Origin of the sequence: Parabacteroides vesiculifaciens, from assembly GCF_049860805.1 — a bacterium.
GTDB lineage: Bacteria > Bacteroidota > Bacteroidia > Bacteroidales > Tannerellaceae > Parabacteroides.
On the sequence record NZ_CP187555.1, the window covers coordinates 3,983,673 to 4,007,456 of the forward strand.

General features: G+C 40.5%; 21 protein-coding genes. 7 read left to right on the forward strand and 14 right to left on the reverse strand.

Annotated features, from left to right (window positions below):
• Nucleotides 1–9: 9 nt before the first annotated feature.
• From ACPYIV_RS15920 to ACPYIV_RS15935, 4 genes are all read right to left on the reverse strand, one after another.
• Nucleotides 10–903: an ABC transporter ATP-binding protein gene (locus tag ACPYIV_RS15920; protein ID WP_425883979.1), complete on the reverse strand. Its 894-nt coding sequence runs from the start codon at nt 901–903 to the stop codon at nt 10–12.
• A 163-nt stretch (nt 904–1,066) separates the two neighbouring features.
• Nucleotides 1,067–1,645 carry a rubrerythrin gene (gene rbr / locus ACPYIV_RS15925; protein WP_293733154.1) on the reverse strand — a complete coding sequence of 193 codons (579 nt, stop codon included), beginning with the start codon at nt 1,643–1,645 and terminating at the stop codon, nt 1,067–1,069.
• 136 nt (nt 1,646–1,781) lie between these two features.
• On the reverse strand, nt 1,782–2,312 hold the full coding sequence (locus ACPYIV_RS15930) for a DUF4249 family protein (RefSeq protein WP_425883982.1): 531 nt from the start codon (nt 2,310–2,312) through the stop codon (nt 1,782–1,784).
• The gene (locus tag ACPYIV_RS15935) at nt 2,278–2,823 is read right to left on the reverse strand and encodes a hypothetical protein (protein WP_425883984.1); all 546 of its coding nucleotides are present in this window, start codon (nt 2,821–2,823) and stop codon (nt 2,278–2,280) included. The genes ACPYIV_RS15930 and ACPYIV_RS15935 overlap by 35 nt, the downstream gene beginning before the upstream one ends.
• A gap of 669 nt (nt 2,824–3,492) precedes the next feature.
• On the opposite strand from ACPYIV_RS15935, the gene ACPYIV_RS15940 reads away from it, so the two are divergent.
• Entirely contained in the window at nt 3,493–3,768 is a 276-nt protein-coding gene (locus tag ACPYIV_RS15940; RefSeq protein ID WP_425883986.1) for a hypothetical protein, read from the forward strand.
• 83 nt (nt 3,769–3,851) lie between these two features.
• Nucleotides 3,852–5,528: a SulP family inorganic anion transporter gene (locus ACPYIV_RS15945; RefSeq protein WP_293733158.1), complete on the forward strand. Its 1,677-nt coding sequence runs from the start codon at nt 3,852–3,854 to the stop codon at nt 5,526–5,528.
• A gap of 100 nt (nt 5,529–5,628) precedes the next feature.
• Here ACPYIV_RS15945 and ACPYIV_RS15950 read toward each other — a convergent pair whose 3' ends face one another.
• Complete coding sequence (locus ACPYIV_RS15950) at nt 5,629–5,799, reverse strand: hypothetical protein (RefSeq protein WP_293733159.1); 171 nt, start codon at nt 5,797–5,799, stop codon at nt 5,629–5,631.
• Between the two features lie 113 nt (nt 5,800–5,912).
• Here ACPYIV_RS15950 and ACPYIV_RS15955 point away from each other — a divergent pair, with 113 nt between their 5' ends.
• Nucleotides 5,913–8,711, forward strand: coding sequence for a T9SS type A sorting domain-containing protein (locus ACPYIV_RS15955; protein WP_425883989.1), 2,799 nt, complete (start codon nt 5,913–5,915; stop codon nt 8,709–8,711).
• A 92-nt stretch (nt 8,712–8,803) separates the two neighbouring features.
• On the opposite strand, the gene ACPYIV_RS15960 is transcribed toward ACPYIV_RS15955, so the two are convergent.
• Genes ACPYIV_RS15960 through dinD form a run of 4 tightly spaced genes read right to left on the reverse strand, consistent with a single transcriptional unit; the run spans nt 8,804 to nt 13,327 of the window.
• Nucleotides 8,804–9,583, reverse strand: coding sequence for a radical SAM protein (locus tag ACPYIV_RS15960; protein ID WP_293733161.1), 780 nt, complete (start codon nt 9,581–9,583; stop codon nt 8,804–8,806).
• Nucleotides 9,584–9,619: 36 nt separating this feature from the next.
• Nucleotides 9,620–11,647 carry a helix-hairpin-helix domain-containing protein gene (locus ACPYIV_RS15965; protein WP_425883992.1) on the reverse strand — a complete coding sequence of 676 codons (2,028 nt, stop codon included), beginning with the start codon at nt 11,645–11,647 and terminating at the stop codon, nt 9,620–9,622.
• A 12-nt stretch (nt 11,648–11,659) separates the two neighbouring features.
• Nucleotides 11,660–12,466, reverse strand: coding sequence for a hypothetical protein (locus tag ACPYIV_RS15970; RefSeq protein ID WP_425883994.1), 807 nt, complete (start codon nt 12,464–12,466; stop codon nt 11,660–11,662).
• 21 nt (nt 12,467–12,487) lie between these two features.
• Entirely contained in the window at nt 12,488–13,327 is an 840-nt protein-coding gene (dinD, locus tag ACPYIV_RS15975) for a DNA damage-inducible protein D (RefSeq protein WP_293733164.1), read from the reverse strand.
• A 265-nt stretch (nt 13,328–13,592) separates the two neighbouring features.
• Here dinD and ACPYIV_RS15980 point away from each other — a divergent pair, with 265 nt between their 5' ends.
• The gene (locus ACPYIV_RS15980) at nt 13,593–14,198 is read left to right on the forward strand and encodes a DUF4294 domain-containing protein (protein ID WP_293733165.1); all 606 of its coding nucleotides are present in this window, start codon (nt 13,593–13,595) and stop codon (nt 14,196–14,198) included.
• On the opposite strand, the gene ACPYIV_RS15985 is transcribed toward ACPYIV_RS15980, so the two are convergent.
• Nucleotides 14,190–14,720 carry an RNA methyltransferase gene (locus ACPYIV_RS15985; protein ID WP_186929780.1) on the reverse strand — a complete coding sequence of 177 codons (531 nt, stop codon included), beginning with the start codon at nt 14,718–14,720 and terminating at the stop codon, nt 14,190–14,192. The two genes, ACPYIV_RS15980 and ACPYIV_RS15985, sit on opposite strands and share 9 nt — an antisense overlap.
• 688 nt (nt 14,721–15,408) lie before the next feature.
• Between ACPYIV_RS15985 and nadA the strand changes: the two genes are divergently transcribed.
• Genes nadA through ACPYIV_RS16000 form a run of 3 tightly spaced genes read left to right on the forward strand, consistent with a single transcriptional unit; the run spans nt 15,409 to nt 18,841 of the window.
• Entirely contained in the window at nt 15,409–16,395 is a 987-nt protein-coding gene (gene nadA / locus ACPYIV_RS15990) for a quinolinate synthase NadA (RefSeq protein ID WP_293733166.1), read from the forward strand.
• 15 nt (nt 16,396–16,410) lie between these two features.
• Nucleotides 16,411–17,865 (forward strand): MBOAT family O-acyltransferase, encoded by a 1,455-nt coding sequence (locus ACPYIV_RS15995; protein ID WP_293738757.1) that lies wholly within the window; start codon nt 16,411–16,413, stop codon nt 17,863–17,865.
• A 4-nt stretch (nt 17,866–17,869) separates the two neighbouring features.
• Complete coding sequence (locus ACPYIV_RS16000; RefSeq protein ID WP_293738756.1) at nt 17,870–18,841, forward strand: hypothetical protein; 972 nt, start codon at nt 17,870–17,872, stop codon at nt 18,839–18,841.
• Here ACPYIV_RS16000 and ACPYIV_RS16005 read toward each other — a convergent pair.
• From ACPYIV_RS16005 to ACPYIV_RS16020, 4 genes are all read right to left on the reverse strand, one after another.
• Complete coding sequence (locus tag ACPYIV_RS16005) at nt 18,833–19,885, reverse strand: acyltransferase family protein (protein WP_293738755.1); 1,053 nt, start codon at nt 19,883–19,885, stop codon at nt 18,833–18,835. The two genes, ACPYIV_RS16000 and ACPYIV_RS16005, sit on opposite strands and share 9 nt — an antisense overlap.
• Before the next feature lie 4 nt (nt 19,886–19,889).
• Nucleotides 19,890–22,217: a two-component regulator propeller domain-containing protein gene (locus ACPYIV_RS16010; RefSeq protein WP_425884001.1), complete on the reverse strand. Its 2,328-nt coding sequence runs from the start codon at nt 22,215–22,217 to the stop codon at nt 19,890–19,892.
• A gap of 13 nt (nt 22,218–22,230) precedes the next feature.
• Entirely contained in the window at nt 22,231–22,812 is a 582-nt protein-coding gene (locus ACPYIV_RS16015) for a non-canonical purine NTP diphosphatase (RefSeq protein ID WP_293733169.1), read from the reverse strand.
• An 85-nt stretch (nt 22,813–22,897) separates the two neighbouring features.
• Nucleotides 22,898–23,776 carry a YitT family protein gene (locus ACPYIV_RS16020; protein ID WP_293733170.1) on the reverse strand — a complete coding sequence of 293 codons (879 nt, stop codon included), beginning with the start codon at nt 23,774–23,776 and terminating at the stop codon, nt 22,898–22,900.
• Between the last annotated feature and the right edge of the window lie 8 nt (nt 23,777–23,784).

A 23,784-nucleotide genomic window follows, 5' to 3' on the forward strand; every position in this document is an offset into this window, starting at 1 on the left:
CGACCTCTTTTAATCGTTTTTCCAACGGTTCAACTTGCTTTCCATATAATAGACATAAGCGTGTTCCAGGTTCGGCGGATAGGATTCCGCGTCATATCCCTGCACCTCATCGGCCACAATCTGCACTTCCCAGCCCGTACCGGAGGGAATCGTCGAGATAACGGGGTACAGCTTATCCACCTCATGCAGTTCGTCGCCGGTCACCCGTATGCGCCACACTTTCCCCTCCGCCTGCCTCAACATATCTTGCGGGGAGCCGTAGAAGGAGACTTCCCCCTTATTCATAAGCGCCATACAGTTGCACGTACTCGATATATCCCCCACGATATGAGTGGAAAGGATAATTGTCACATCGTTTTCACTGACCTCCGACAGAAGGTTACGGAAACGGATCCGCTCTTCGGGATCGAGCCCCGTCGTCGGTTCGTCCACGATAATCACTTTCGGATGATGAATCAACGCCTGCGCAATCCCCAGCCGGCGCTTCATACCTCCCGACAACTTATTGGCATACCGATCGCGCACATCGAAAAGCCCTACGTTTTCCAACATTTCGTCCACCGCATTCTTCCGAAAAGACTTGCGGCTTATGCCGGAAAGACGCGCAGCGTAGTCCAAAAACTCGTACGTTTTATATTTGGCGAAAAAGCGGAAATCCTGTGGAAGATAACCCAATATGCCCCGTATCTCCTTGCGCTGCCGCATCAGGTCGTACCCGCAGATATTCACCTCGCCCGAAGTCGGCTCCATAAGGGCCACTAAAATCCGCATCAAAGTAGATTTACCCGCCCCGTTCGGCCCTAAAAGTCCGAACATACCGGTCGGTATTTCCAGACAGACGTCTTTCAACGCATGATTCCCGTTCGGATACACTTTATTGAGGTTTCTAATCGATATGCTCATCAACAGGTAAATTCTGATTCATATAAATAGTGAGGCTAAAGATAGGAGTTATAATATAAAAATAGGCACGGATTACACGGATTTCACAGTTTTAAATCAAATTAAACTGTGTAATCCGTGAAATCCGTGCCGGTAAATCTATAAAACTATCTGAATCTATCGATTAATAGTTCTGTTTCATCGGTTCGAAATAAGCCTGCGGATGTTCGCATGCCGGACATTTCTGCGGAGCTTTCTTCGATTCGATAACGAAACCGCAATTACGGCACTGCCACAGGATCGCTTCAGCCTTTTCAAACACCGTACCTGTTTCAATGTTAGACAACAGTTTGCGATACCGTTTTTCATGTTCAGCTTCCACCTTGGCGATCATACGGAAAGCGACAGCAATTGTTTTAAATCCTTCTTCATCAGCAATATCAGCAAAAGCAGGGTAAAGATCAGCCCATTCTTCATTTTCGCCGGCAGCAGCAGCAGCCAGGTTCTCAGCAGTTGTGCCGATCACGCCTGCGGGAAATGCAGCAGTGATTTCAACCATACCGCCTTCGAGGAATTTGAAGAAACGTTTAGCATGTTCCTTTTCCTGTTCAGCTGTTTCCATAAACACGCCAGCAATTTGTTCGTAACCTTCTTTTTTAGCTACACTTGCAAAGAATGTGTAACGACTTCTTGCCTGAGATTCGCCGGCAAATGATTTCAGCAGATTCTGCTCGGTACGAGTACCCTTAATACTTTTTTCCATAATGCTAATTTATGTATATATAAAATGAGTTTGTCTAATCGCCCTAAATAAATAACGCTCAAAGGTAGGAAAATGTTTAGAGGGATTGCAAATTATTGGGGTAAAAATATTTCTATAATACAATAGATTACATCTATCAGAACGTATAGTCTCGAAGTAAGAACCCTTTCGAAGAGACTGCGTTCACCCTAAACTGCCCCAAAGCCCCATTGCTTATATTACCCTTTGCAGAAGAGGGAGAAGGCATAAATGCCCCACCATCATATCGGATTTGTAATAGTAACTGCTCATAAAATAAATAACAAGATTCCGATATAGAATACATATAAACAAAATTAGAATCTCTTTCCGAAAATATAAAATTGATATTTTCTTCACTTCCTTTCACTGATTCTCCATCATTTAGATTAAAAGAAAAAACATCCGTTGGTAATCTCTTATCATCCAAAATAGCAATGGGCCATACACGCCACTCCGAGGCAAGAAGACCCTCTATTGGTTTTTTACGCTGATGAGATGAATAGGTAAACAAATAAAAATTTTCTACTTCTGGTATATTTTTAAAATTAATCAACGGACAAAACACTGATTCATCTTTTGTTTCTAACTTCAATTTTTCAACCCACAAAGAATCAATATGAGTCGTAAGATTGTTTTGCCAATTCATGTGCTTCCTGAAATGCCGATAAACATTCCTCATTAAGACCCCGATAAGCATAAATCATCCCCAAATTAGAATTTATCAAATATCCCAACCGGTAATCCTCCGTCTTCTTCACCTCATCTGCCGCACGCAAATAAAATTCCGTAGCCTTCTCTACTTCACCCAAATCTTCATTTACACGGCCCTCATAATTCAAAACCAAAGCGCTTCGATTCGGATGTTCCTGTTTCATAAAATAATTATAGGCCACATTGATTAGTGAATCGGATGTATGTTTCACGTAATTCTTATCCCGTGCCTGTACCAGCAACAAACTCCAGGTTGCATTTTGCAATTTATCGGATGGTGAAGGAGGATTCATATTTTCCAACAAGGATAATGCGCTGTCCGGATAATCATACATCAAAGATTCTGCACGGGATAATTCCGGCAAAAGTTCTATTGTTTGACGGTTGGTACAAGCCGACAGATAAACCAAAAACAACAATAGTAATATATTTAAGGCGTTTTTCATATATACAGTGTTACTGTAACAAATATAATGAATTTTTAAATAAACGCTTACTTTATACAGGGAAATCGCATCAAAAACCTCATTTCCAGGTAAAAGCAAATCTGTCTTTTTGATATATTAGATTACAATAAGTCCTCCCAAAAGGAGGATATTCGTATTTGTCTATTATCCAGACACTTGTATTATTACGAGTTTCTTAAAAAATATTACCCTTGCGGGTAATTTGAAATAATAGGGGTAGAAAACCAAATTATATGCGCTACTGTTTCGATTCAGACCAATGGGTATTTTAGTGAATCGTACAATAAGTAATAGATGACAATAATAAGCCAATTGGCACATTATCCGATTAGCTCATTATTGTTAAGAAACGAACTGTACTTTGATGCAGTTGCCCTGTCCCTTACATTTATATCTAATCCAGCTTGATAAATTATTTTTTACAATAACCCCTTCATTTTCTATTTCAACTGAAAAACAATTTGATTCCGGTTTGTCTTTTAGTCACCGAAATCCTCTTTCTTATGACATAGCAACGAAAGACCACTGCAACTTGTCATAAAAAAGTAGCATTCATTAGACTCTAATCTCTATATTCCTTACATTTCGGAAAACCTCAACTCCCGGAGAATCGAATATTCGGAAAGCAACAAGGGGCTGTATAGGAATATGCGAAGGAGACAGGGGGCATTTCCGGAAAATCAGGCGACTCATTTCCACGACGACCGTCTTCATCGCCATGACGACCGTCTTCGTTGCCGCGAGCTGCCGGGTTCACTACCAATGAACATTGACTTCACGGCGATGAAGACGGTCGTCGTGGAAATTTTCTGCGCACCTCACGGAAACCAGCCTCTTAAAACCGCTTTTTTGATTCGGAAACAACAGTCCGGAATACATTTACAAAAGGCTGTTCCGGCTACTTTTGATTGTTTTTTACAATAAGGGGGATCGATGAATTATGATAAGAAAAAACATATTTACTTTTTTTGTAACTTTGCAGCACTTTTAATCAATCAGGCAAAAAGATGAAGAACAAGTTTGATTTTCAGCCCAAGTTAATATCGGCGCTGAAAAACTACTCTAAAGAGAAATTTATGACCGACCTGATGGCCGGTATTATTGTCGGGATCGTGGCATTACCACTTGCTATCGCTTTCGGTATCGCTTCGGGGGTAAGCCCGGAAAAAGGATTGATCACGGCTATTATCGGAGGGTTTATCGTATCGTTGTTAGGAGGATGCAATGTGCAGATAGGCGGACCGACAGGTGCGTTTATCGTAATCGTTTACGGCATTATCCAGAATTTCGGAATTGAAGGACTGGCCATCGCTACCGTGGTCGCCGGTATCATACTGGTAATTATGGGAGCGTTGAAATTAGGGACAGTCATCAAGTTTATCCCCTACCCGATAGTAGTCGGTTTTACCAGCGGTATCGCCCTCACTATTTTCACCACACAGATGAAAGACCTTTTCGGGTTGACGATGGATAAAGTCCCTGCGGATTTCATATCCAAATGGATCGCCTATTTCGAACATTTCGATACGGTAAACCTATGGTCGTTGCTGATCGGGTTTGCCAGCATCGTGATTATAGCCGTCACACCGAAATTTTCTAAAAGGATACCGGGTTCGCTGATTGCCATTATTCTGATGACAGTTGTTGTCTATGTCATGCGCTATCATTTAGGGATCACGGGGATCGAAACGATCGGAGACCGTTTTACGATCAATGCTTCCCTACCCGGTCCGGAACCGATCAACTTCAATATGGAAACGATCAACCTCCTGCTTCCCGCAGCATTCACCATCGCGATGTTAGGAGCGATCGAATCGTTGCTGTCTGCTACGGTGGCCGATGGTGTGACGGGAGACAAGCATAATTCCAATACCGAACTGATTGCACAGGGGGCTGCCAATATCATCGTGCCTATTTTCGGCGGTATTCCCGTCACCGGTGCGATTGCCCGTACCATGACGAATATCAATAACGGCGGACGCACTCCGGTTGCCGGCGTCATCCATGCAATCGTGTTGCTGCTAATCTTGCTCTTTCTGGGTCCGTTGACCAAGCATATCCCGATGGCCTGCCTGGCAGGCGTATTGATTATCGTTTCTTATAATATGAGTGAATGGCGTACGTTCCGCTCGCTGATGAAGAATCCGAAAAGCGACGTGTCGGTGTTGCTGGTGACTTTCTTCCTAACGGTTATCTTCGACCTGACGATCGCGATCGAAGTCGGATTGCTTATCGCCATGTTCCTCTTTATGAAACGTGTGGCTGAAACGACTCACGTATCGGTAGTAAAAGATGAGATCGACCTTTCGGACGATGGTGAAATCCGTCATGACGAAGAGGTCCTTTCCCTGCCTAAAGGCGTGGAGGTATATGAAATCGACGGGCCGTTCTTCTTCGGGGTGGCCAGCAAGTTTGACGATATCATGCACAATATGGGCGACAAACCGAAGATTCGCATCATCCGTATGCGTAAGGTTCCTTTTATGGACTCGACAGGTTTGCATAACCTGGAAAACCTGTTCCGTATGTCGCAAGCCGAGCATATCCACATGATTCTTTCAGGGGTGAACGAACAGGTACGCCGCGTTCTTGTCAAATCGGGTTTCGACAAAAAGATCGGAACGGAAAATATTTGCAGCAATATAAACGAAGCGGTGGCAAAAGCGTATGAAGCAATAAAATAATCACAAATAAAAAAACAACCAGCTCCCGTTCCTCTTTTTCCGAACGGGAGCTATTTTTTTTTAAGATAGGAGACAAAAGGTAATTTTTGTACGATTTACATCACATAAACACTATATGAAGAAAACGATCTCCCGATTTATATTTATCCTTCTTTGCTTTAAGTACAAATTCCTTTGCGATCGTTTCCGCATCTTCAAAACTAAATCCATTTTCCGGCTGGCTCCAATACCAGAGCTGCGGTACATTTTTTTTGCTATTCGGTGATTCCATTATTTTATATATTTATCTAACTTTATCCATAAGACTACAGAATATGGAAAAACCCCTATCCGGATCAGAAATAAATATTACATTTGCCAATCATACAATCAATTCATAAACATATGAACAAAAAGATCCTACTTCCGTTAATCAGTTTATTCCTTTCATTAATAGGAATAACTTTTCCGGAATCTGTTTATGCACAAATCAGCGAAGGTGGAACGCCCGCATCCTTCAAATATCAAAACACGCTGAAAAGCGATCTGCCAACCGTACAGATCCCTGTCAATTTCAGTGTGGAAGATCTGAAAACAGTCGACAGATGGCAGGTTAGCCAGGGGGCGCCGCTGAAAGTGGGAACTCTTATCGATACGGACCTTACAATAGATAATTCCGGCAACTGGACGACTTTGCCGGATGGCAATAAAATATGGCAATTGCGGATACAGGCAAAAGATGCCATAGCCCTGATGTTAAGCTTCAAAGACTTTTATATCCCTGAAAATGGCAAACTGTTTGTTTATAATGCAGATAAAACCCAGGTAATAGGTGCTTTTACCTATCAGACCAATCCGCCGACAAAAGAATATGCAACGGAATTTCTGGCCGGTGACGACATTATTCTCGAATATGAAGCAGGCAACGATACTGGCGAACAACCCCGTATTTCGATAGATGCGATCGGATACGGATACAACCATCTGTACATTTCCCGTACGAAAGCCGATACCGGTCCCGGCGCTTCCGGATCTTGTATGGTAAATATAAATTGTGAAGAAGGAGATGCTTGGCAAACGGAAAAGAATGGCGTATGCCTGATGACCCTGATCATCGGACAGTATATTTACTACTGTTCGGGATCGTTGGTCAATAATACGGCAGAAGATCTAAAACCTTATATTCTTTCTGCTTATCATTGTATCGACCTGGACGAAGCTGTTACGCAAAGCGATCTGAATAAATATACCTTCTACTTCCATTTCGAACGTACAAGTTGTGAAAACACATCGGCCGCCGCTTCCTATAAAACGATAACTGGTTGCAAGAAGGTGGCCGGAATCCCGATTGACGGCGGATCGGACGGCTTACTGTTGCTATTGAACCAAAATATCCCGGAACATTACAATGTCTATTACAACGGTTGGGACAGAAGCAACACAGCTGCCAAATCAGGCGTAGGCATCCACCATCCGGCAGGAGACTATCAGAAAATATCGACTTTCAGCAAAGAAGCGACCTCCGGAACCTGGTATGGCGTAGACACCACAATCGGGGCGGCAAAAGCTCACTGGTACGTTATATTCGACCAAACTGCCAACGGACATGGCGTGACGGAGGGCGGTTCGTCCGGCTCTCCCCTGTTCAATCAAAACAAATTGATTGTCGGGACACTTAGCGGCGGTTCTTCTTCGTGTGAAAAACCAAACCTGTCCAATATCTACGGTAAATTGTACTACCATTGGGACCGATACAGCCAAGCCGACACAGCCCGCATGGACATTTATCTGGATCCGGACAAAACGGGCGCCACCCAATTGCCCGGCCGTTATGCCACAGCTCATAAAGCGGCTCCCACCGACCTGAGTCTTTCCTATAAGAACGGAGAAGTACAGTTAAGTTGGAAAGCTCCCGCCTCGGAATCGGAACAACCTGTCCAATATGCGATCTATAGAAACAACACATTATTGGATTATGTAACCGCCACTTCCTATGCAGATAATAATCCGGAAACAGGTACGCAACTCTACAGTGTATCAGCTCTCTATGCCGACGGCAAAGAATCCTCCGTTGTATCGGAATCTATTTATGTGTATGAATTAAAAGTACCTACAGATATAACTGCCACAGTCAACGACAATAATGTAAAAATAAATTGGAAAGAACCGGTCTATCAACAAATGATATATTGGGGAAGCGGTTCAGGCTATATGCGTATTGGTTTTGGCCAACCATTCTATTTTGGCCAGAAATGGGACAAAAACGATTTGGCTTCATTAAACCAAAACCTGATCGAATCCGTAATTTTCATTCCTGTCGAAGAAATCCCCTATTCGCTGTTGATTACTCAAGGCAACCGAAAATATACACAGGATCTGGATAATCTGTCCACCAACGAAACGAATGTAATAGAATTGAAAGAACCTTTTGTCATCGATGCCTCAAAGGAATTAATCATAGCTGTACACGCTGCAACAGATAAAAAAGATATTTATCCGGCAGTTCTCGATGAAGGGCCTGCCGTAAACGAAAAGGGAAATCTTGTTTCCTTCGATGGGGAAACTTGGGAATATCTATATGAACCTTCAGAAGTGGAAGATGAGAATTTCGATAATAATTTCTTATTAGCAGCAATTGTCAGTTCGGAACAGAAAGAAATTCCTGTTACCAAAGCAATATCGGATAGTAGAATCATATTAAGCAAATCATCGGCAAAATCTTTGTTCGCAAAAAGAACGGAATCGAATTCTTCACTCCGAAGTACTGAAGCTACGGCTTTCCCTGAAATAACGGGGTATAACATTTATCGTAACGAAATCAAGGTAGGTAACATATCCGACAAATCCATTACTGAATTTACGGATAAACAGGTTCCGGCAGCCCGTCTTATCTACCAGGTATCTGCTTTATACGGAGACAATGAAAGTAAAAAAAGCGAAGCAAGTGCGGAAATAAGTGTGGGCAACGAAAATATTCAGCTTTCGGAAGTAGCCATTGCTCCTACTTCATTCACCGACCAAATACAGCTAATCGGAAATGAAAAAGTAAATCTTTTAGAGATTATTTCAGCCGATGGCAAATCCGTTATCAAACAAAAGAATCCGGAAGCGATCATTTATACCGGTTCTCTTCCTGCCGGTATTTACATCTTCCGCCTCCATACAGATGGAGACATAAAGGTGATAAAGGGCCTAAAACAGTAAGAGGAGCTTTCGCACGGTGCGAAACGTTCAAAAACAGATTTTGAAGGATTCGCACCGTGCGAAAGCTATACCAACTATCTTTTTAAAAAAAATCAGGCTGAGACCGTTACATCAAACCCTTCTTGACGGGCACGGTCGGCAATCGCTTCCAGTTCTTCTTTCGTAACCTTTTTCAGGTTCTTTACAGGCGTTTCGCGGTCGATTGTATAGATCATGACCTGCTTAGGCTTAATTTGCTTCAGAGCCTCCAGCCAGCCGGAAATTTCGTTTTCGGTCGTATTTGTCACGCTTTTGCCATCCACCTCCCCTTTCAGGAACATGGTCTGGATAATGAGATTGCCATTAAAACGGCAAAGTTGTTCCAACAGCCGGTCGAAAGTAAAGGCCGGGGAATTCGGGGCATTCAACTGGCCGATACGACTGTCCGATATGGAATCGAGTTTCAATATATTATCTTCGATCTTATTCAGTGCCTTGAAAACATCCTCCTTATGAAGCATGGTCGAGTTTGAGAGCACGGCAATCTTGGCCTTCGGGAAAAAGCGGTTACGGGTTTCGATCGTATCGTCGATGATACCGGCAAATTCCGGGTGCATGGTAGGCTCGCCATTTCCTGCAAAAGTGATTACGTCGGGAGCGACACCCTCTGCCTGCATGGAAGACAATTTATGTATCAAAGCCTCCTTTACTTCCGCACGGGTCGGCAGTTTACTACGTGTACGGTGATTCTCATTCAGCCCGCATTCACAATAGATGCAGTTGAACGAACAAAGTTTCCCGTCTGTGGGAAGCAGGTTCATCCCCAAGGAAACACCTAACCGACGACTGTGAATCGGTCCGAATACTATTTTATCAAAAAGAATTGTAGACATACTGATTTATATTTAAGTGCAAAGCTACAAAAGTTATCAGAATTTCCAGCGCAACAGCGTATATACATCCGTTTTGGCATGCCCTTCGATCTCTTCCAGGTCGGTACCGATCACGTCACGGTCGGCATAATACGTATATCCGAATTTAGCGGAAAGCGAAAGTTGTTTCACAATATCCCACCGGAAAGAAAGAGCCAACCGGATTCCCTTCCCATAAAACGAAGGCATATTGAAAGCATACAAGATATTCTTTTCATAAGAGGATATCCGGGTTTGATAATTATCCGTATGAAAACCGGCCACATAAAAGTCTGTCTGAACAGGGATATCAACCGGTTTCCAACCTACGCTCTGGGCAATCATCCATCCCCGGTTCCTTTCGTCTGCTTCCGTATAACAAATGCCGTCTGCAGATGTTCGTAGCGAGACGGACGAAGAAACCGCATATAAGGCTTGCATACGTAAACGCTGTTGACGGTAAGGTTCTATATTTTCCTTTTGCTTGTGTTTATAACGGACGTATACGGACAAACTCCGGCTCGGCGTATAATCGAGTTGAAGCATATACTCCTTTCCCGTCGACGGGGCATCCACCCCGTATTTGAGCCAGGGAAAGCGGAATATATCTGCATAGGCGGATAATTTCCAATGACCGAAAGGCGTCCATTGCATCCCCATATACATCCCCTGTTCATTCGAGACAGTCGAATTTTGTGAAAAAGCATTCCCGAAAAAGGCTTGATAGCGTTTATCATAATAACGATATAATAACAACAAGGAAAAGTAAGAGGCAGGCGTCAACTGCAAGGCATTCAAGGAAGCAACCGCTCCATTCCGGCTCAAAGCCGTCTCTCCATAGAACTTGATCAACTTATTTTTCAACAGATAATCCACACTGATATTCAGATTCCGGCTACCGCGAAAATAGAAAAGGTTATAAGGTTTCGGATCCGGCTGTATCGAATAGTTCCCGAAGGAATAAGAGAGAGCGGTCAGACCGATACATAAATCGGGAGCCGCATATCGTATATTCCCGCCAAACGTCTGCATGGGAACTTTACGTATCTTCTCCCTGTCGCGCACCAAACGATGCAAACCGTCTGTTTTAAACGAAGTAACGATCGTACTGTCCACACTTGCATCCAACTTTCGATACGAATAGAACAAGCTGATATCTAACTTTTTCCAGTTGACGGTAGCAGCCGCTCCCCGGAAGAAGTCGTTTTCATTGGTTGAAAAATGACGGCGGAACCCGTTCGTCCTTCTTTCCGCTTGCGAGACAAGAGCGTTTCGGCTGGGAGAAAAATCATTGCTGATCACCAGGCCTTGCCCGAAAGATATTTTATAATCGCCTACGGCAAGACTTTTTAACCATTTATTCATATCTTTCAAAAAGAGGTGCGTCGAATAGTAGTCATATCCTTTATGATATTCATTCCAGAAAGGTTCTCCCGCATCTTTCTCTGCAACCAGACCGAACAGGATCCGTTCATCGAATGCATACGAATAGCGAAGGGAATGGTAAAACGGTTCTCCCAGATACTTCCGGTTCGGATATTGCTGTAGTACACTGTCAGGATATGAACAATAGCCTTTCTTTTGTTGAAAACATTTGTCATATCTGATTTGTAGATTATTAGAACCCTGTTTCAACAGGTTCTTGACAGTGATAGGACGTTTATCAACTATTATTTCACCGATATAGACAAACGGGATAAGCAAAGAAATCGTCTCAAAATCGAATGATTCTACATTTTTAAGTTCATAGAGGGTTAGCATTTTGCCATAACGGGAACGGTATTCCAGTAACTTCCGTATCTGCATATCGGATAAGAAAGGGAGATGTTTCAACTGTTCCTCCGTCACCGTATTGAGTTCGAAAGGATGTTCGGCAAGGTAAGAAAGATCGGTATAAAGTGCTTCGATACGCTCTTCATCTTCCGTTTCAGAGGCCATTTCTTCTATATATTCCATCCACTTATCAACAGAATATATTGTCTGGCTTCTAAGTTGATAACCGTTTATTAACAGGCATACCAACAGGTTTATAAACATTCGTTTCATAGTCAAGCATGATTAAAAAGAATAACTCAAACCCAGTCCGGTACTGGCTCCTAATACCGGATGGTAAACAGTCGCAACATCGATCGTAAATCCTGCCAAGCGATATCCGATACCCAAAGTGGGCAGGAGAGGAGTAGTCTGTACTCCCGCCCGTATACGGAAATTTCCAAACGGAACATACTCGATCCCTGCATTTCCTGTCCATATATGCTCTTTATTACTTTCGAATGTTCCTACTATCAACAGGCTGTTTATTACCTCCCATTGAAAACCTATTTGTACGGAATAGCCGGCAAAGCATTTTATTTCAGTAGCATACTTATGAATAGCTACAGAAGGAAAATCCATTATCAACATTCCGATCAACAGTTTGTCAACGGGAGCGAACAAGATTCCAATATCTGTGGAAAGCTGTTTCGATACTTCTTCATACAACTCTGTCTGTAGCATCTTATATTGGAAACCAATACCGATCTTCCACCGGTCATTCAACCGCTTCCCTACCGACAAACGAAATAGTGTTTCCCTATACTGGTCATATCCGAAAGAAGAGATATCAACACCTGCCGACAGCAACGAATTAGGATAGACAAAACCAACTCCCATCGTTCCCAACTCCTTTACGCCATAGCGATTAAAGTATTCGAAATGAAGAACTTTATCAGTATGCAAAGCCACCAATGCCGGATTGAATAAAACAGATTGCGTAACCCCGTTTCCTCCTATTCCCAAACTACGTATATCAGGGATACGAAGGTTATCAACAGCGTGAATGTTGATAGATACAAAAAACAACATGAATAAATTTATCGATTTCATAGCAAGGTTTTGTTTAAATCATCAACTTTCAGGATTATCTCTTTTTAAAACTTTCTTATCCTCATTTTCTATTCTCTTCTGAACTTTCCTCACATCTTCATCAGGAGACAACTGTTCAGGATGAATTCCTCTTTTCAGTAGCATATCCCGGACTGCCGAATTATTATCAACATGTTCTTTTTCAATGGGAGATTGTCCGTATAAATCTTTAGTTTGCACATTAATATTTGTCATTTCGGCAGCCAAATCTTTTGCTTTAATACTGACAGTCAGGAGAAAATCGGCGACCGGACGACCGGAAGGAACTCCCATTTTCCTTTTCAACATCTGTGTGTTCATATTGAACAGAGCCTGGTCGCCTTTTGAACGGATAACGGCAAAGCCTTTACTATCAATTCCCCGTTCATACAATATGCCGGACAGTTGTTTTTCTGTTTTACTCAGTTTTTCACGTGCTTTTACACGTTCATAATCCAAAAGGCGTTGTTCAATTATCTCAGCCTTACGCGTTTGCACGGCAAAATAAGTTTGGGCAAAAGCTATCTGAGGCTTTCTGCTGTCTCCATTTTGGGCGATTAAATAGCAGGCATAGCGCGTTAATAGGATGTCATCTATTTGTTTTTCAACACCATATCCTATAGAAACCATTTTCCCGACGTCGGGAAAATGGTTTTGTATTTCTTCTCCTGCATGCCTACATGCCTCCTTTGCTTTTACTACTACATTCTTAATAAAATTATCCCACTTTGCGTATCCCAGCAATGGCTGCAACTCCCTGGCGCTCCAGCATTCTATGCCTTCTACAATATTTGCAGCAGCTTCGAACTTATCTAATAAGTCCTTGATTTCTTCTTTTTTCATAATACAAGTTTTTTAAGTGATTATTATTTATGAACTATATATTCAGAATTAATTAAATAGAGGAAGATTACAAGATGTTTCATAGTCTGTTGATTTTAGTTGTTCGTATTGTCACAAAGATAATGATTTCTATATTATCTGCAACCTGTTAACAACTTATTTACAAGATATCTCTTTATTTTCAATAACAGATGCTATCATACCGTTTAGTCAAATTCTGTAAAACCGGCAGATGCTATTCGTAAATCAATTACTTTTGTGAGCGATGTTGAGAAAAGGCAAGTATAAAATATTGATAATATTCATGTTGTGTGCGATAGGGTCCCACGCACAAAAATTGAAGATCAATACCGTTCCCGAAGGATTGCAAAAGGCTTATCTGGACGGAAAGGACACAGTGCCTGTTGTTAACCTGCGGGAAGTATTTATTTATCCGCCGGTCAAGTTCAAAAACAAACGTGAACAGGTACGTTACACCAAGCTGGTGCGTGATGTGAAACGTACATTACCTTATGCCAAAATGGTTTATGAAACACTGATCGAAACCTATGAATATATAGAGACGCTCCCGGACGAAAAGTCCCGCCAGGCCCATTTGAAACGGATGGAAAAAGAACTTTTCCAGGAATATAAACCTCAGTTGAAAAAACTGACCTTCTCACAAGGCAAACTACTTATCAAGCTGATCGACAGAGAATGTAACCAATCGAGTTACAACCTGTTGAAAGCCTATTTAGGCAGTTTCCGGGCAGGCTTCTGGAATCTGTTTGCCGGTATGTTCGGCGCCAGCCTGAAAGCCGAATACGACCCCAAAGGAAAAGACGCTATGACGGAACGGGTGGTCGTACTTGTCGAAAACGGGTTAATCTGACAACTGCTTGAAAAAATCCCAGATGATAATGCCGGTAGTCACCGAAACATTCAATGAATGCTTCGTCCCGTACTGCGGTATTTCAATACACATATCACAGTTATCAACGACACATTGTTGAACACCTTTCACTTCGTTTCCCATGATAACGGCATACTTTTTATTCTTGTCCAACAGCAACTTGTCCAACATCGTGCTACCTTCTGCCTGCTCAACCGCACAGACAGTATATCCCTGTTGTTTCAGTTTATCAACAGCCTCCATCGTATCTTTGAAATACTCCCAGTCGACAGTCTCTTCCGCCCCCAGAGCCGTCTTGTGAATCTCGGCATGAGGCGGACAAGCCGTGATACCGCACAGGTAAATACTCTCCACCCTGAAAGCATCAGACGTACGAAACACGGATCCTACATTATTTAAGCTTCTTACATGATCGAGCACAACGACCAACGGAATTTTTTTACTATCTTTGAATGCTTCCGGAGTCAGGCGGTTCAACTCTGTTATCTTTAACTTGCGCATAGCTTCATTTCTTTGCCTGCAAAAGTAGTGAATTAATGTGGATATGCCGTTGAAAAGCTATTGATAAGTGGTGGACACAAAATGAAAAATAGTTCTTGCATTATTCGATTTGTTCGCTATACGTCCTCTTGTTTTTATTATGCAATAGAAGCAACGGATTATTTATTACGCCCTATCAACAGTGGTTATACACGCATCAACAGCCCTCAACCGCTATAAACTTTTACACACCGGTAGTTTTCAACCGGAAACTAATAAAGTCCGTAAAGCAAAGGAAACCAGTATATAAAACGATAAATCGGATGTTGGTATCTGCTTCATAAGTCGTTTACAGCGTTTGATAACGAACCGGGCAAGTATTGTAGCACAATTGTATTAACTGTTTCAACAGGATATTATATTCATCATATTTAGATTTAAAATAAAGAATAAATAAGATTATAATAATATGATTGTGGATAACTCAAGAAGGAGGGGAGAAAGAGATGGAGAAAACGGCCGGCAAGTCTCCGGGGAAAGACGTAAGTATTTTGGTGGAAACCTGCCGGGAGTTTTTGGAACTTGTCCGGCAGGATTTTTGCATTCCCTCCCGTCTGTTTATTTGTTTTATATATGTTTCTTATGGGAAAATCAATAATGTTTTTACCTTTGCATATTATCAACTTAACAATCATTCAATACAGTAAATATGTTGGCAAACCAATCGATCGGATATATGGACGCGCCCATTCCAAAGGGTTTGGACCTGAAGGAAGAGATAAACAGGATGCGTAAAGAAAAGAACGCCGTTATCCTTGCTCATTATTATCAAACAGGCGATATTCAAGATATAGCAGATTTTGTAGGAGACAGTTTGGCATTGGCTCAACAGGCAGCCAAGACGACAGCCGATATCATTGTTTTCTGCGGTGTTCATTTTATGGGAGAAACGGCAAAGGTGTTATGCCCGGACAAGAAAGTGCTGGTACCGGACCTGAATGCCGGTTGCTCGTTGGCGGATAGCTGTCCGGCTACCGATTTTGCAGAGTTTGTAAAGCAGCATCCCGGTCATGTGGTCATTTCGTATGTAAATACGACTGCTGCGGTAAAAGCTGTGACGGATGTGGTAGTGACTTCCACCAATGCCCGCCAGATCGTCGAAAGTTTCCCGGCAGATACGAAGATCATCTTCGGTCCGGACCGGAACTTAGGCAATTACATAAACGGCATTACCGGACGCAAGATGTTGCTTTGGGATGGCGCCTGCCATGTACACGAACAGTTTTCACTCGAAAAGATATTGGAACTGAAAAAACAGTACCCTGATGCGGAAGTAATCACCCATCCGGAGTGCAAACAGCCCGTTATACAGGTTTCGGACTTCGTAGGATCGACGGCAGCTCTTTTGAAGCACACTGTTAAGTCGGATAAGAAACAATTCATTGTAGCGACGGAAAGCGGCGTTATTCACGAAATGCGTAAGCAAAGCCCCGATAAGGAATTTATCCCGGCTCCCCCCAACGACAGTACGTGTGCCTGCAACGAATGTAATTTTATGCGTCTGAACACGATGGAGAAACTTTACAACTGTTTGAAATACGAACTCCCTGAAATCTTTGTCGACGAACAAGTACAGGAAAAAGCAATCCGCCCGATCAAGAAGATGCTGGAGATATCGGAGAGGTTGGGGTTGTAAGATGCTATAAAGTATATGCTATTTAATTCGATTGAATTTTTAGTTTTTCTTCCGATCGTATTTCTGTCTTATTGGTTTTTATTTAGTAGAAGTGTAAAGCTACAGAATTTATTTGTAGTAGGAGTAAGTTATTTATTCTATGGTTGGTGGGATGGGCGCTTTCTCTTATTAATAGCTTTCACTTCTTTTTTTAGTTGGTTGAGTGGGATCGCCATTAAAAAGATCAGAAATACGTTTGGAGAAGATCAGAAATTAATACGCTTGAAATGCCGTTGGGTTGCAGGTGGAAATATTATTCTGAATCTGTTGATCCTGGGATTTTTTAAATATTATAATTTCTTTGTTGAGAGCTTTGTTGACGCTTTTTCGTTTATAGGAATTACGTTGCATACTTCAACTCTTTACGTGGTTCTTCCTGTGGGTATAAGCTTTTATACATTTCAGGCATTAAGTTATACCATTGATGTATATAGGAAAAAGCTTGAACCTACGCGGGACGTTATTGCTTTTTTTGCATTTGTCAGTTTCTTTCCACAGTTGGTAGCTGGTCCTATCGAAAGGGCTACAAATTTACTGGTGCAATTTTATAAACCTCGTGCTTTTGTTCATAATGATGCGGTAGATGGAATCCGGCAGATGATGTGGGGATTCTTTAAGAAGATTGTAATTGCCGACAATTGTGCCCTTGTTGTGAGTGATGTATTTGGAAACTACAGTCATTATTCCGGAAGTACTTTAGTGATGGGAGCAGTATTGTTTTCTTTTCAGATATATGGGGATTTCTCAGGATACTCGGATATAGCCATCGGTACGGCAAAATTGTTCGGAATAAATTTGAAACAGAATTTCAGATACCCTTATTTTTCTTATAACATAATAGATTTTTGGCGTAGATGGCATATTTCATTGAATACCTGGTTCGTTGATTATGTATATATTCCTTTAGGAGGGAACAGATCCGGTACGTTCAAACAGATCCGGAATATTTTTATTGTATTTCTATTAAGCGGACTTTGGCATGGTGCAAACTGGACGTTTATAAGTTGGGGATTATATCATGGTATTTTATTTGTTTGTTTATTATTACTAAAGAGAAACAGACAGGAAGCATCTCATTTGTTTGGTACTGTGGTCTCTGTATTAATAACATTTGCTTTTGTAACTTTAGGATGGATACTGTTTCGTTCAGAAACAGTGTCGATGGCTTTTGCATATATTGCCGATATGTTTTCTGTATCTTTATTGAAAATACCCAAAGTCAGCGGTATCAATAATGTAGCAGCTTTGATATCTTTATTTTTCATCGTATTAATGTTATGTATGGAATGGGTGAATAGAAATAAACCTTTTGGGTTGGATTTATCCTCTGTACGAAGTCCGTGGATTAGATATTGTTTATATATGGTTATTCTCACATCAATTTATTTTTTTGGCAATAATTCATCTGATTTTATTTATTTTCAATTCTAAATGTATGAAACTGACCGGGAAAAATTTTAATAATTATCTGTATTTTACAGTCTTTATATTGAGTCTCATTTGTATATTAAATTTTCTGACTCCTTATTTATATCGGTCATTACCTAATGATTATATACGTACTCGTCTGATCATTGAAACACTTGCCGATAGTGTTCAAAGACCAAATGTCGTTATCTTTGGAAATAGCCGTGGAATGAGTGGTATAAACGGTTATCTGTTGGAAAAAGAGATAAAAGGAAATCCTACTGTTTATAGTTTTACATCAACGGGTCAGCAAGTCAGTGAAAGTGCTTTATATTATAGCTCTTTACCAGTTTCAGTCAGAACCGTCTTACAATGTGTGGATATAGATCAATTGTCTGAATCAATAGATATGAATATGCCTAACCGGGTGGCTCTGCATATGTATGGATACAAAATGGATGCATTGACAGAGAAGTTTCTCCCGTCTTTGAAAAGTAAATTGGATCTTCCGGTTCTTTACTATAATTACGAAGCCAGAAATTGTGTGTTTACCGGCTTATCTACTATTTTACGTAATCTTCTGGATGATGATATTATTCAAAATGCTACTGAAAAAGAACTTCGCTATCCAACTTCTAAGACTTCGGATAGAAATGATATAATCTATCAACGTGATGTTGATGAACAAAATATGAATAATAAATTCTTGGACTATGGAATCGTCCCTGAATGGGAACAACTTTTGAAAGATTCTTATTTATATTTTCAAAATAGGAATATTACATACTATTTGGTGATTATGCCTTATAATCCTGATATAAAATCTTCTACGCTACAAGAAAAACAGAAAGCCCTAGAGTTATTTAAGAATACATTTAAAAATATTCCAGTAATTGATTGCTTTAATTTGCTTGAAGCTTCTGATTTTTATGATGCTATTCATCCTAATAGAAAAGGTGCACAAAAGATAACAGAACAAATTATATTACAGTTACCGTGACTTTTTAGGTTTATACAAACAAGGTTTCTCTATATATTTCCATGATAACGTTCCTAAATAAGTACAAATGATAGTCGTTAATGCTAAAGTCAGTATCAGACTGTATTTATCTAATCCGAAATGGATGAAAGTTTGGATAACAGGAAAATGCAAAAGAAATATTCCATAGGAAAAATTTCCCATACGATTAAAAAAGTGTAGCCATTTAAAACTGTAAGCTACTGATATGATAATAGAAGCTAATGCTATCGGCTCAAATATCCTGAATACTAATATATCTCTGAATACAAATAAAAGAATACTTACTGGAAATATATATTTCATATATTTGCGAAACAAGGGAAAATATTGTAATATGATGATACCGGAACAGAAATACATCATTTGCCCGGGAAATTGTCTTTTCAGAAAATCATAGATGGCATTATGTGTCGTGTCATCCAGATAATTGCAAGTAGTAGAATATATAAAAGACAGTACATAAATGATTATCAGGCATACCAGTTTATTATACTTTTTCAGCAATCGGTAAATGATCGGAACTGTCATGTACAACATCAATTCCACTTTGATTGTCCAAAGGGAACCGTTCATGGCGTGCATCGGATTGTTCTCGAAAACACCCGGTAGGTCGGGACAAAGAAAGTTTAATGTCAAGAGATTGGTCAATAGATAAGTATAAGGTTTAGAAGATGTCAGGAAGTCATAATGTGATAGTGTAGTCAGGAAAAATCCTAATATCAGGCATAACAGGATCACTAACGAATAGGCCGGCATAATACGCTGTACACGTTTACGAAAGAAAACGTATGTATCCGGTGAACGCAAAAAACTGAACATGACCAGAAATCCGCTGATGATGAAAAAACCTTTTACACGAAATCCTCCACTTACAAACCAGAAAGGATCTGTATCTGTCAATGTACTGAAATGATTAAACATGACCGAATAGGCCAGAAAGAAGCGGATAAAGTCAAAATTGTTGGCTTCTTTTACATGTGCTACCAGATTAGAATCGAGTAATACTTTTTCAGTAGGATTCATTACCTTATTTTATAATAGCTATCTTTGTTACTACACTTTCTTTGGAATCTTCTGTAGCTGAAAGTACCAGATATATACCGGATGCCACACGTACCCCTTTTCTATTTTGGCAGTTCCAGGTTGCCTGTCCGCCTAAGGATTTCGTCTGGTAAATAAGATTACCGTTGAGATCCGTTATTTTTACTATAGAGTTGTCCATTAAACCTGTGATGGTTACTTTATCTCTATATTCAGGCCGTACGGGATTCGGATAAGCGTAAACATCCGAATAGTCACTTCTACCTTCTGTCGCTTCCCCTTTATAAGAGACTAAACCTTTATCCGTACCGATAAAGACTTCTCCTGTTTTTTCGTTTATATCGATTGAATAGATGACATCGGATAGGAGAGGACTGTTGGAAGTATTGAACTGATGTACTACTTCCTGGTTATCTTCATTTAGTACATAAACGCCGTTACCTTCGGTACCGATCCATTTCCGGTTTCCATTATCTACTTTGATGGTCGATACCATTACGTTATCAAGAAAATAATAGGGTGTTCCGTCCTCATTAATAAGTTTTACACGCGTACAACGTGTAGATTGATAGTTATCAGATGCTGCTATTTTAGGATTTGTAAAATAGACAGCGCCTTTATTACTACCAACCCATACATATCCGTTTTTATCTTCAGCCATGCAGGTATAGCTACTGGGGGAAAAGTCGTTACCGTCTGTATCAGTGAAATTAGCAAAATAGTGAGAAGTTGCTTCATCTAATGAATTATTATCGGCGATAACTGTAATGCGGACTTCACTGGTAGGTCGGGGTATATTTATCCATTTGTCATTGTTTGAAGTAATAAGTATATTGCTTATTGTATATTTATCTCTTAATGATTCAACAAATAAGCTATGCCATTTTCCATCTTTATCTAATATTTTAATAGCATTATTATTAACTTTTGAATTAGTCATCCAAAGGTTTCCGTTCATATCAAAAGCAAGCCCGTCCATAAAACAATAGTAAGTAGTATGATTTTCTGCATTTTCTATAGGACTGTTCTTTTCATCATATACTATGACTGGTTCACCGTTTTTATACTGTACGATGCCATCACCAAAAGAAGAGGTATAAATGATTTCATTACCTGCATCATCTGTATTAACAACGATACTGGTATAATCACGGGGCCATATTTTTAATTGACTTTGAACTTTGGAAGGTTCTATAACCGTCCATTTATCATAATCGTATATCATTACGGATCCTGCTTTGCCAAAACGGGTACCACCTATTATATTTTTACCGCCGGGTATCATATATACTTTATCGTTCTGGCAGACTATTCTAAATGGGCTGTTGGAATAAGGGCCGTCGAGTATGATAGCTTCATTTACTGCTTCGAACTGATTGGAGCCGGTTCTTTTGATGGAGCGTAGACCTTTGCTTCCTTCGGCTATCCAATATTTATCGGTTTGATACGTACTGATATCTTTTATGGACAGGTTATCGATCCGGTCGAAAGTTTTTGTATCTGTAAACAGATAAACTTGGGATGTAGCTATGCAGGCCAGTTTTTCACCGGTAACTTTAATATTGCTCATTGAGGTATTACTAACCAAAGGAACAGTTGTATTGTTTGATTCGTAATAGACTCCTTTATTTTTTACCAGATAGAATAGTTGATCTTTGAAAAATACAATTTTATCGATTGAATTTTCGGACGGGAATCCCGGGATTGTATAAGCCTTCCAGTTTGATTTGTCCAACAGGTTGTCATTCAAAGAAGCATATATGACGCCCGTGGAGTTATCTTCTTTTGTAGTCGCATATATATGATTATTTAAAATAGCAGAGGATGTTATATTCCGGGATAAATTATAGGTATCGGTTATTTCATTTTTATCCATATTGACGACTATTATGCCGGATTTGAGAGATAAATAAGCATATTCGTTATAGAGCATGACCGAATTGATATCCTTGTTCCTTAAAGATGTGGTGGTAGACAGGTAGGGCAGGTTTTTCACCGAACCGTCTTTCATGATATCCATATTATAATCGCTATAGATAATCAACAGAGATTTTGTTTGTTTATTATAGGATATGAATTGGATATCCGTTCCGTTCAATCCGTTTCCCTTATAATATTGTTTGATGCTGTTATCTTCTTTTCCGTATGTGTACAAAGCGCCTTCAGCAACAACAAATACTTGATCGGCTGACTCTTCTACGTTATTGGTGTTGTTGTAGGAAAGATATGTTTTCCATCCGAGTGTATTGTCGCTGGCTGCAAAAACAAAAGATGAAAACAGGGAAAATAAGATAATAGCCAATATATTTCTCATACTAATTATAATATTAGAATGTATAATCCGATAAAAAAGCGGTTAGTTTCTTTACTGCTTCGGCACGATGGCTGATCCGGTTCTTAATGTCATTTCCCATTTCTGCAAACGTCTGTGCATATGTATCAGGCATAAATATAGGATCATAGCCGAAACCGCTTCCGCCTTTTTTCTCTTTGATAATAGTACCGTTTACGACTCCTTCGAACAGATATTCTTTTCCTTCCAGGATCAGGGCGATAACTGTACGAAAGCGGGCTTTCCGGTTTTCTTTACCTTCCATTTCATGGAGAAGTTTGTTCATGTTCGCTTCCGAATCATGTCCCGGGCCGGCATAGCGGGCTGAATATACGCCGGGAGCATTGTGTAACGCTTCCACTTCGAGTCCGGTATCGTCTGCAAAACAATCATATCCGAAATGCTCTTTGATATAACGGGCCTTTTGCAAGGCATTTCCTTCCAATGTATCAGCCGTTTCAGGTATCTCTTCATGACAATTGATATCTGAAAGGCTTACTATTTCGGTATTTCCGGCTGTTATTTTCCGGACTTCATCCAGCTTGTGCTGGTTATTTGTTGCGAATACAAGTTTCATGTTAGTTGAATATGAATAAAAAAAGCACTTCTATACGATGTGTATATAACGTACGGAAGTGCTTTAAATTGTTTGAATGATTGTTTTATGTCTTTATCTGATCAAACCCTTCCCCATACACTCCTCTGACAATACTTTGCGAGATGAAGGCCTGGTGGTCTATTTGTTTGACTAGGCGGAAGATAGAAACCGATTCTGATTTTTTAGCCAGTAAGACGACGACTTTTACCGGTTTGCGGGAATATCCGCCTACACCGTCGAGGATGGTGCAACCGCGATCCAGGTCGTGGATGATCCGTTCGGCTATTTCGTCGTATTTCTGGGAAAAGATCAGGAACTGGACAGATTGCCGGTTTCCGTTCAGGACGACATCGATTATATAATTGCTTACAAACATTTCGACAAAACCGAAGACGATCTTTTCGACATCATGGAACAGGAAAAATGAAGAACCGATGATGATAAAGTCGCAGAACAGCAAAGCGCGTCCGATGGATATATTCTTGTATTTGTTTACAATAGCTCCGACGATATCCGTTCCTCCCGTACTGCCATTTGCCGAGAAAACAAGTCCGAGACCGGATCCACAAAGGAAGGCACCGATGATGATGGACATAAACGGCTGGTCGTGCAGGATTGGCTGACCCTTCAAAAGCCATTCGAAGAATGATAAGGAAGCCGACAAGGAGAATACTCCGAAGATCGTTTTTATCAGGAATTTGAATCCTAAAATTTTCAGTGCCGCTAACAGTAATACTATGTTTATGACAAAGTAAGACACTGAAACAGGGATTAATTCATTACTGGCAAAAAAGATTAAGGCACAAATACCACTGACTCCACCGGTGATGATTTCATTCGAAAGAATGAAAGCGTTGAAGCCGAAGCCGTACAAGAGAGTACCCAACAGGATCATCAGGTAATCTTGTACAGCAAAATAGATTTTGTTGTTTATAAGCTTCATATAAATAG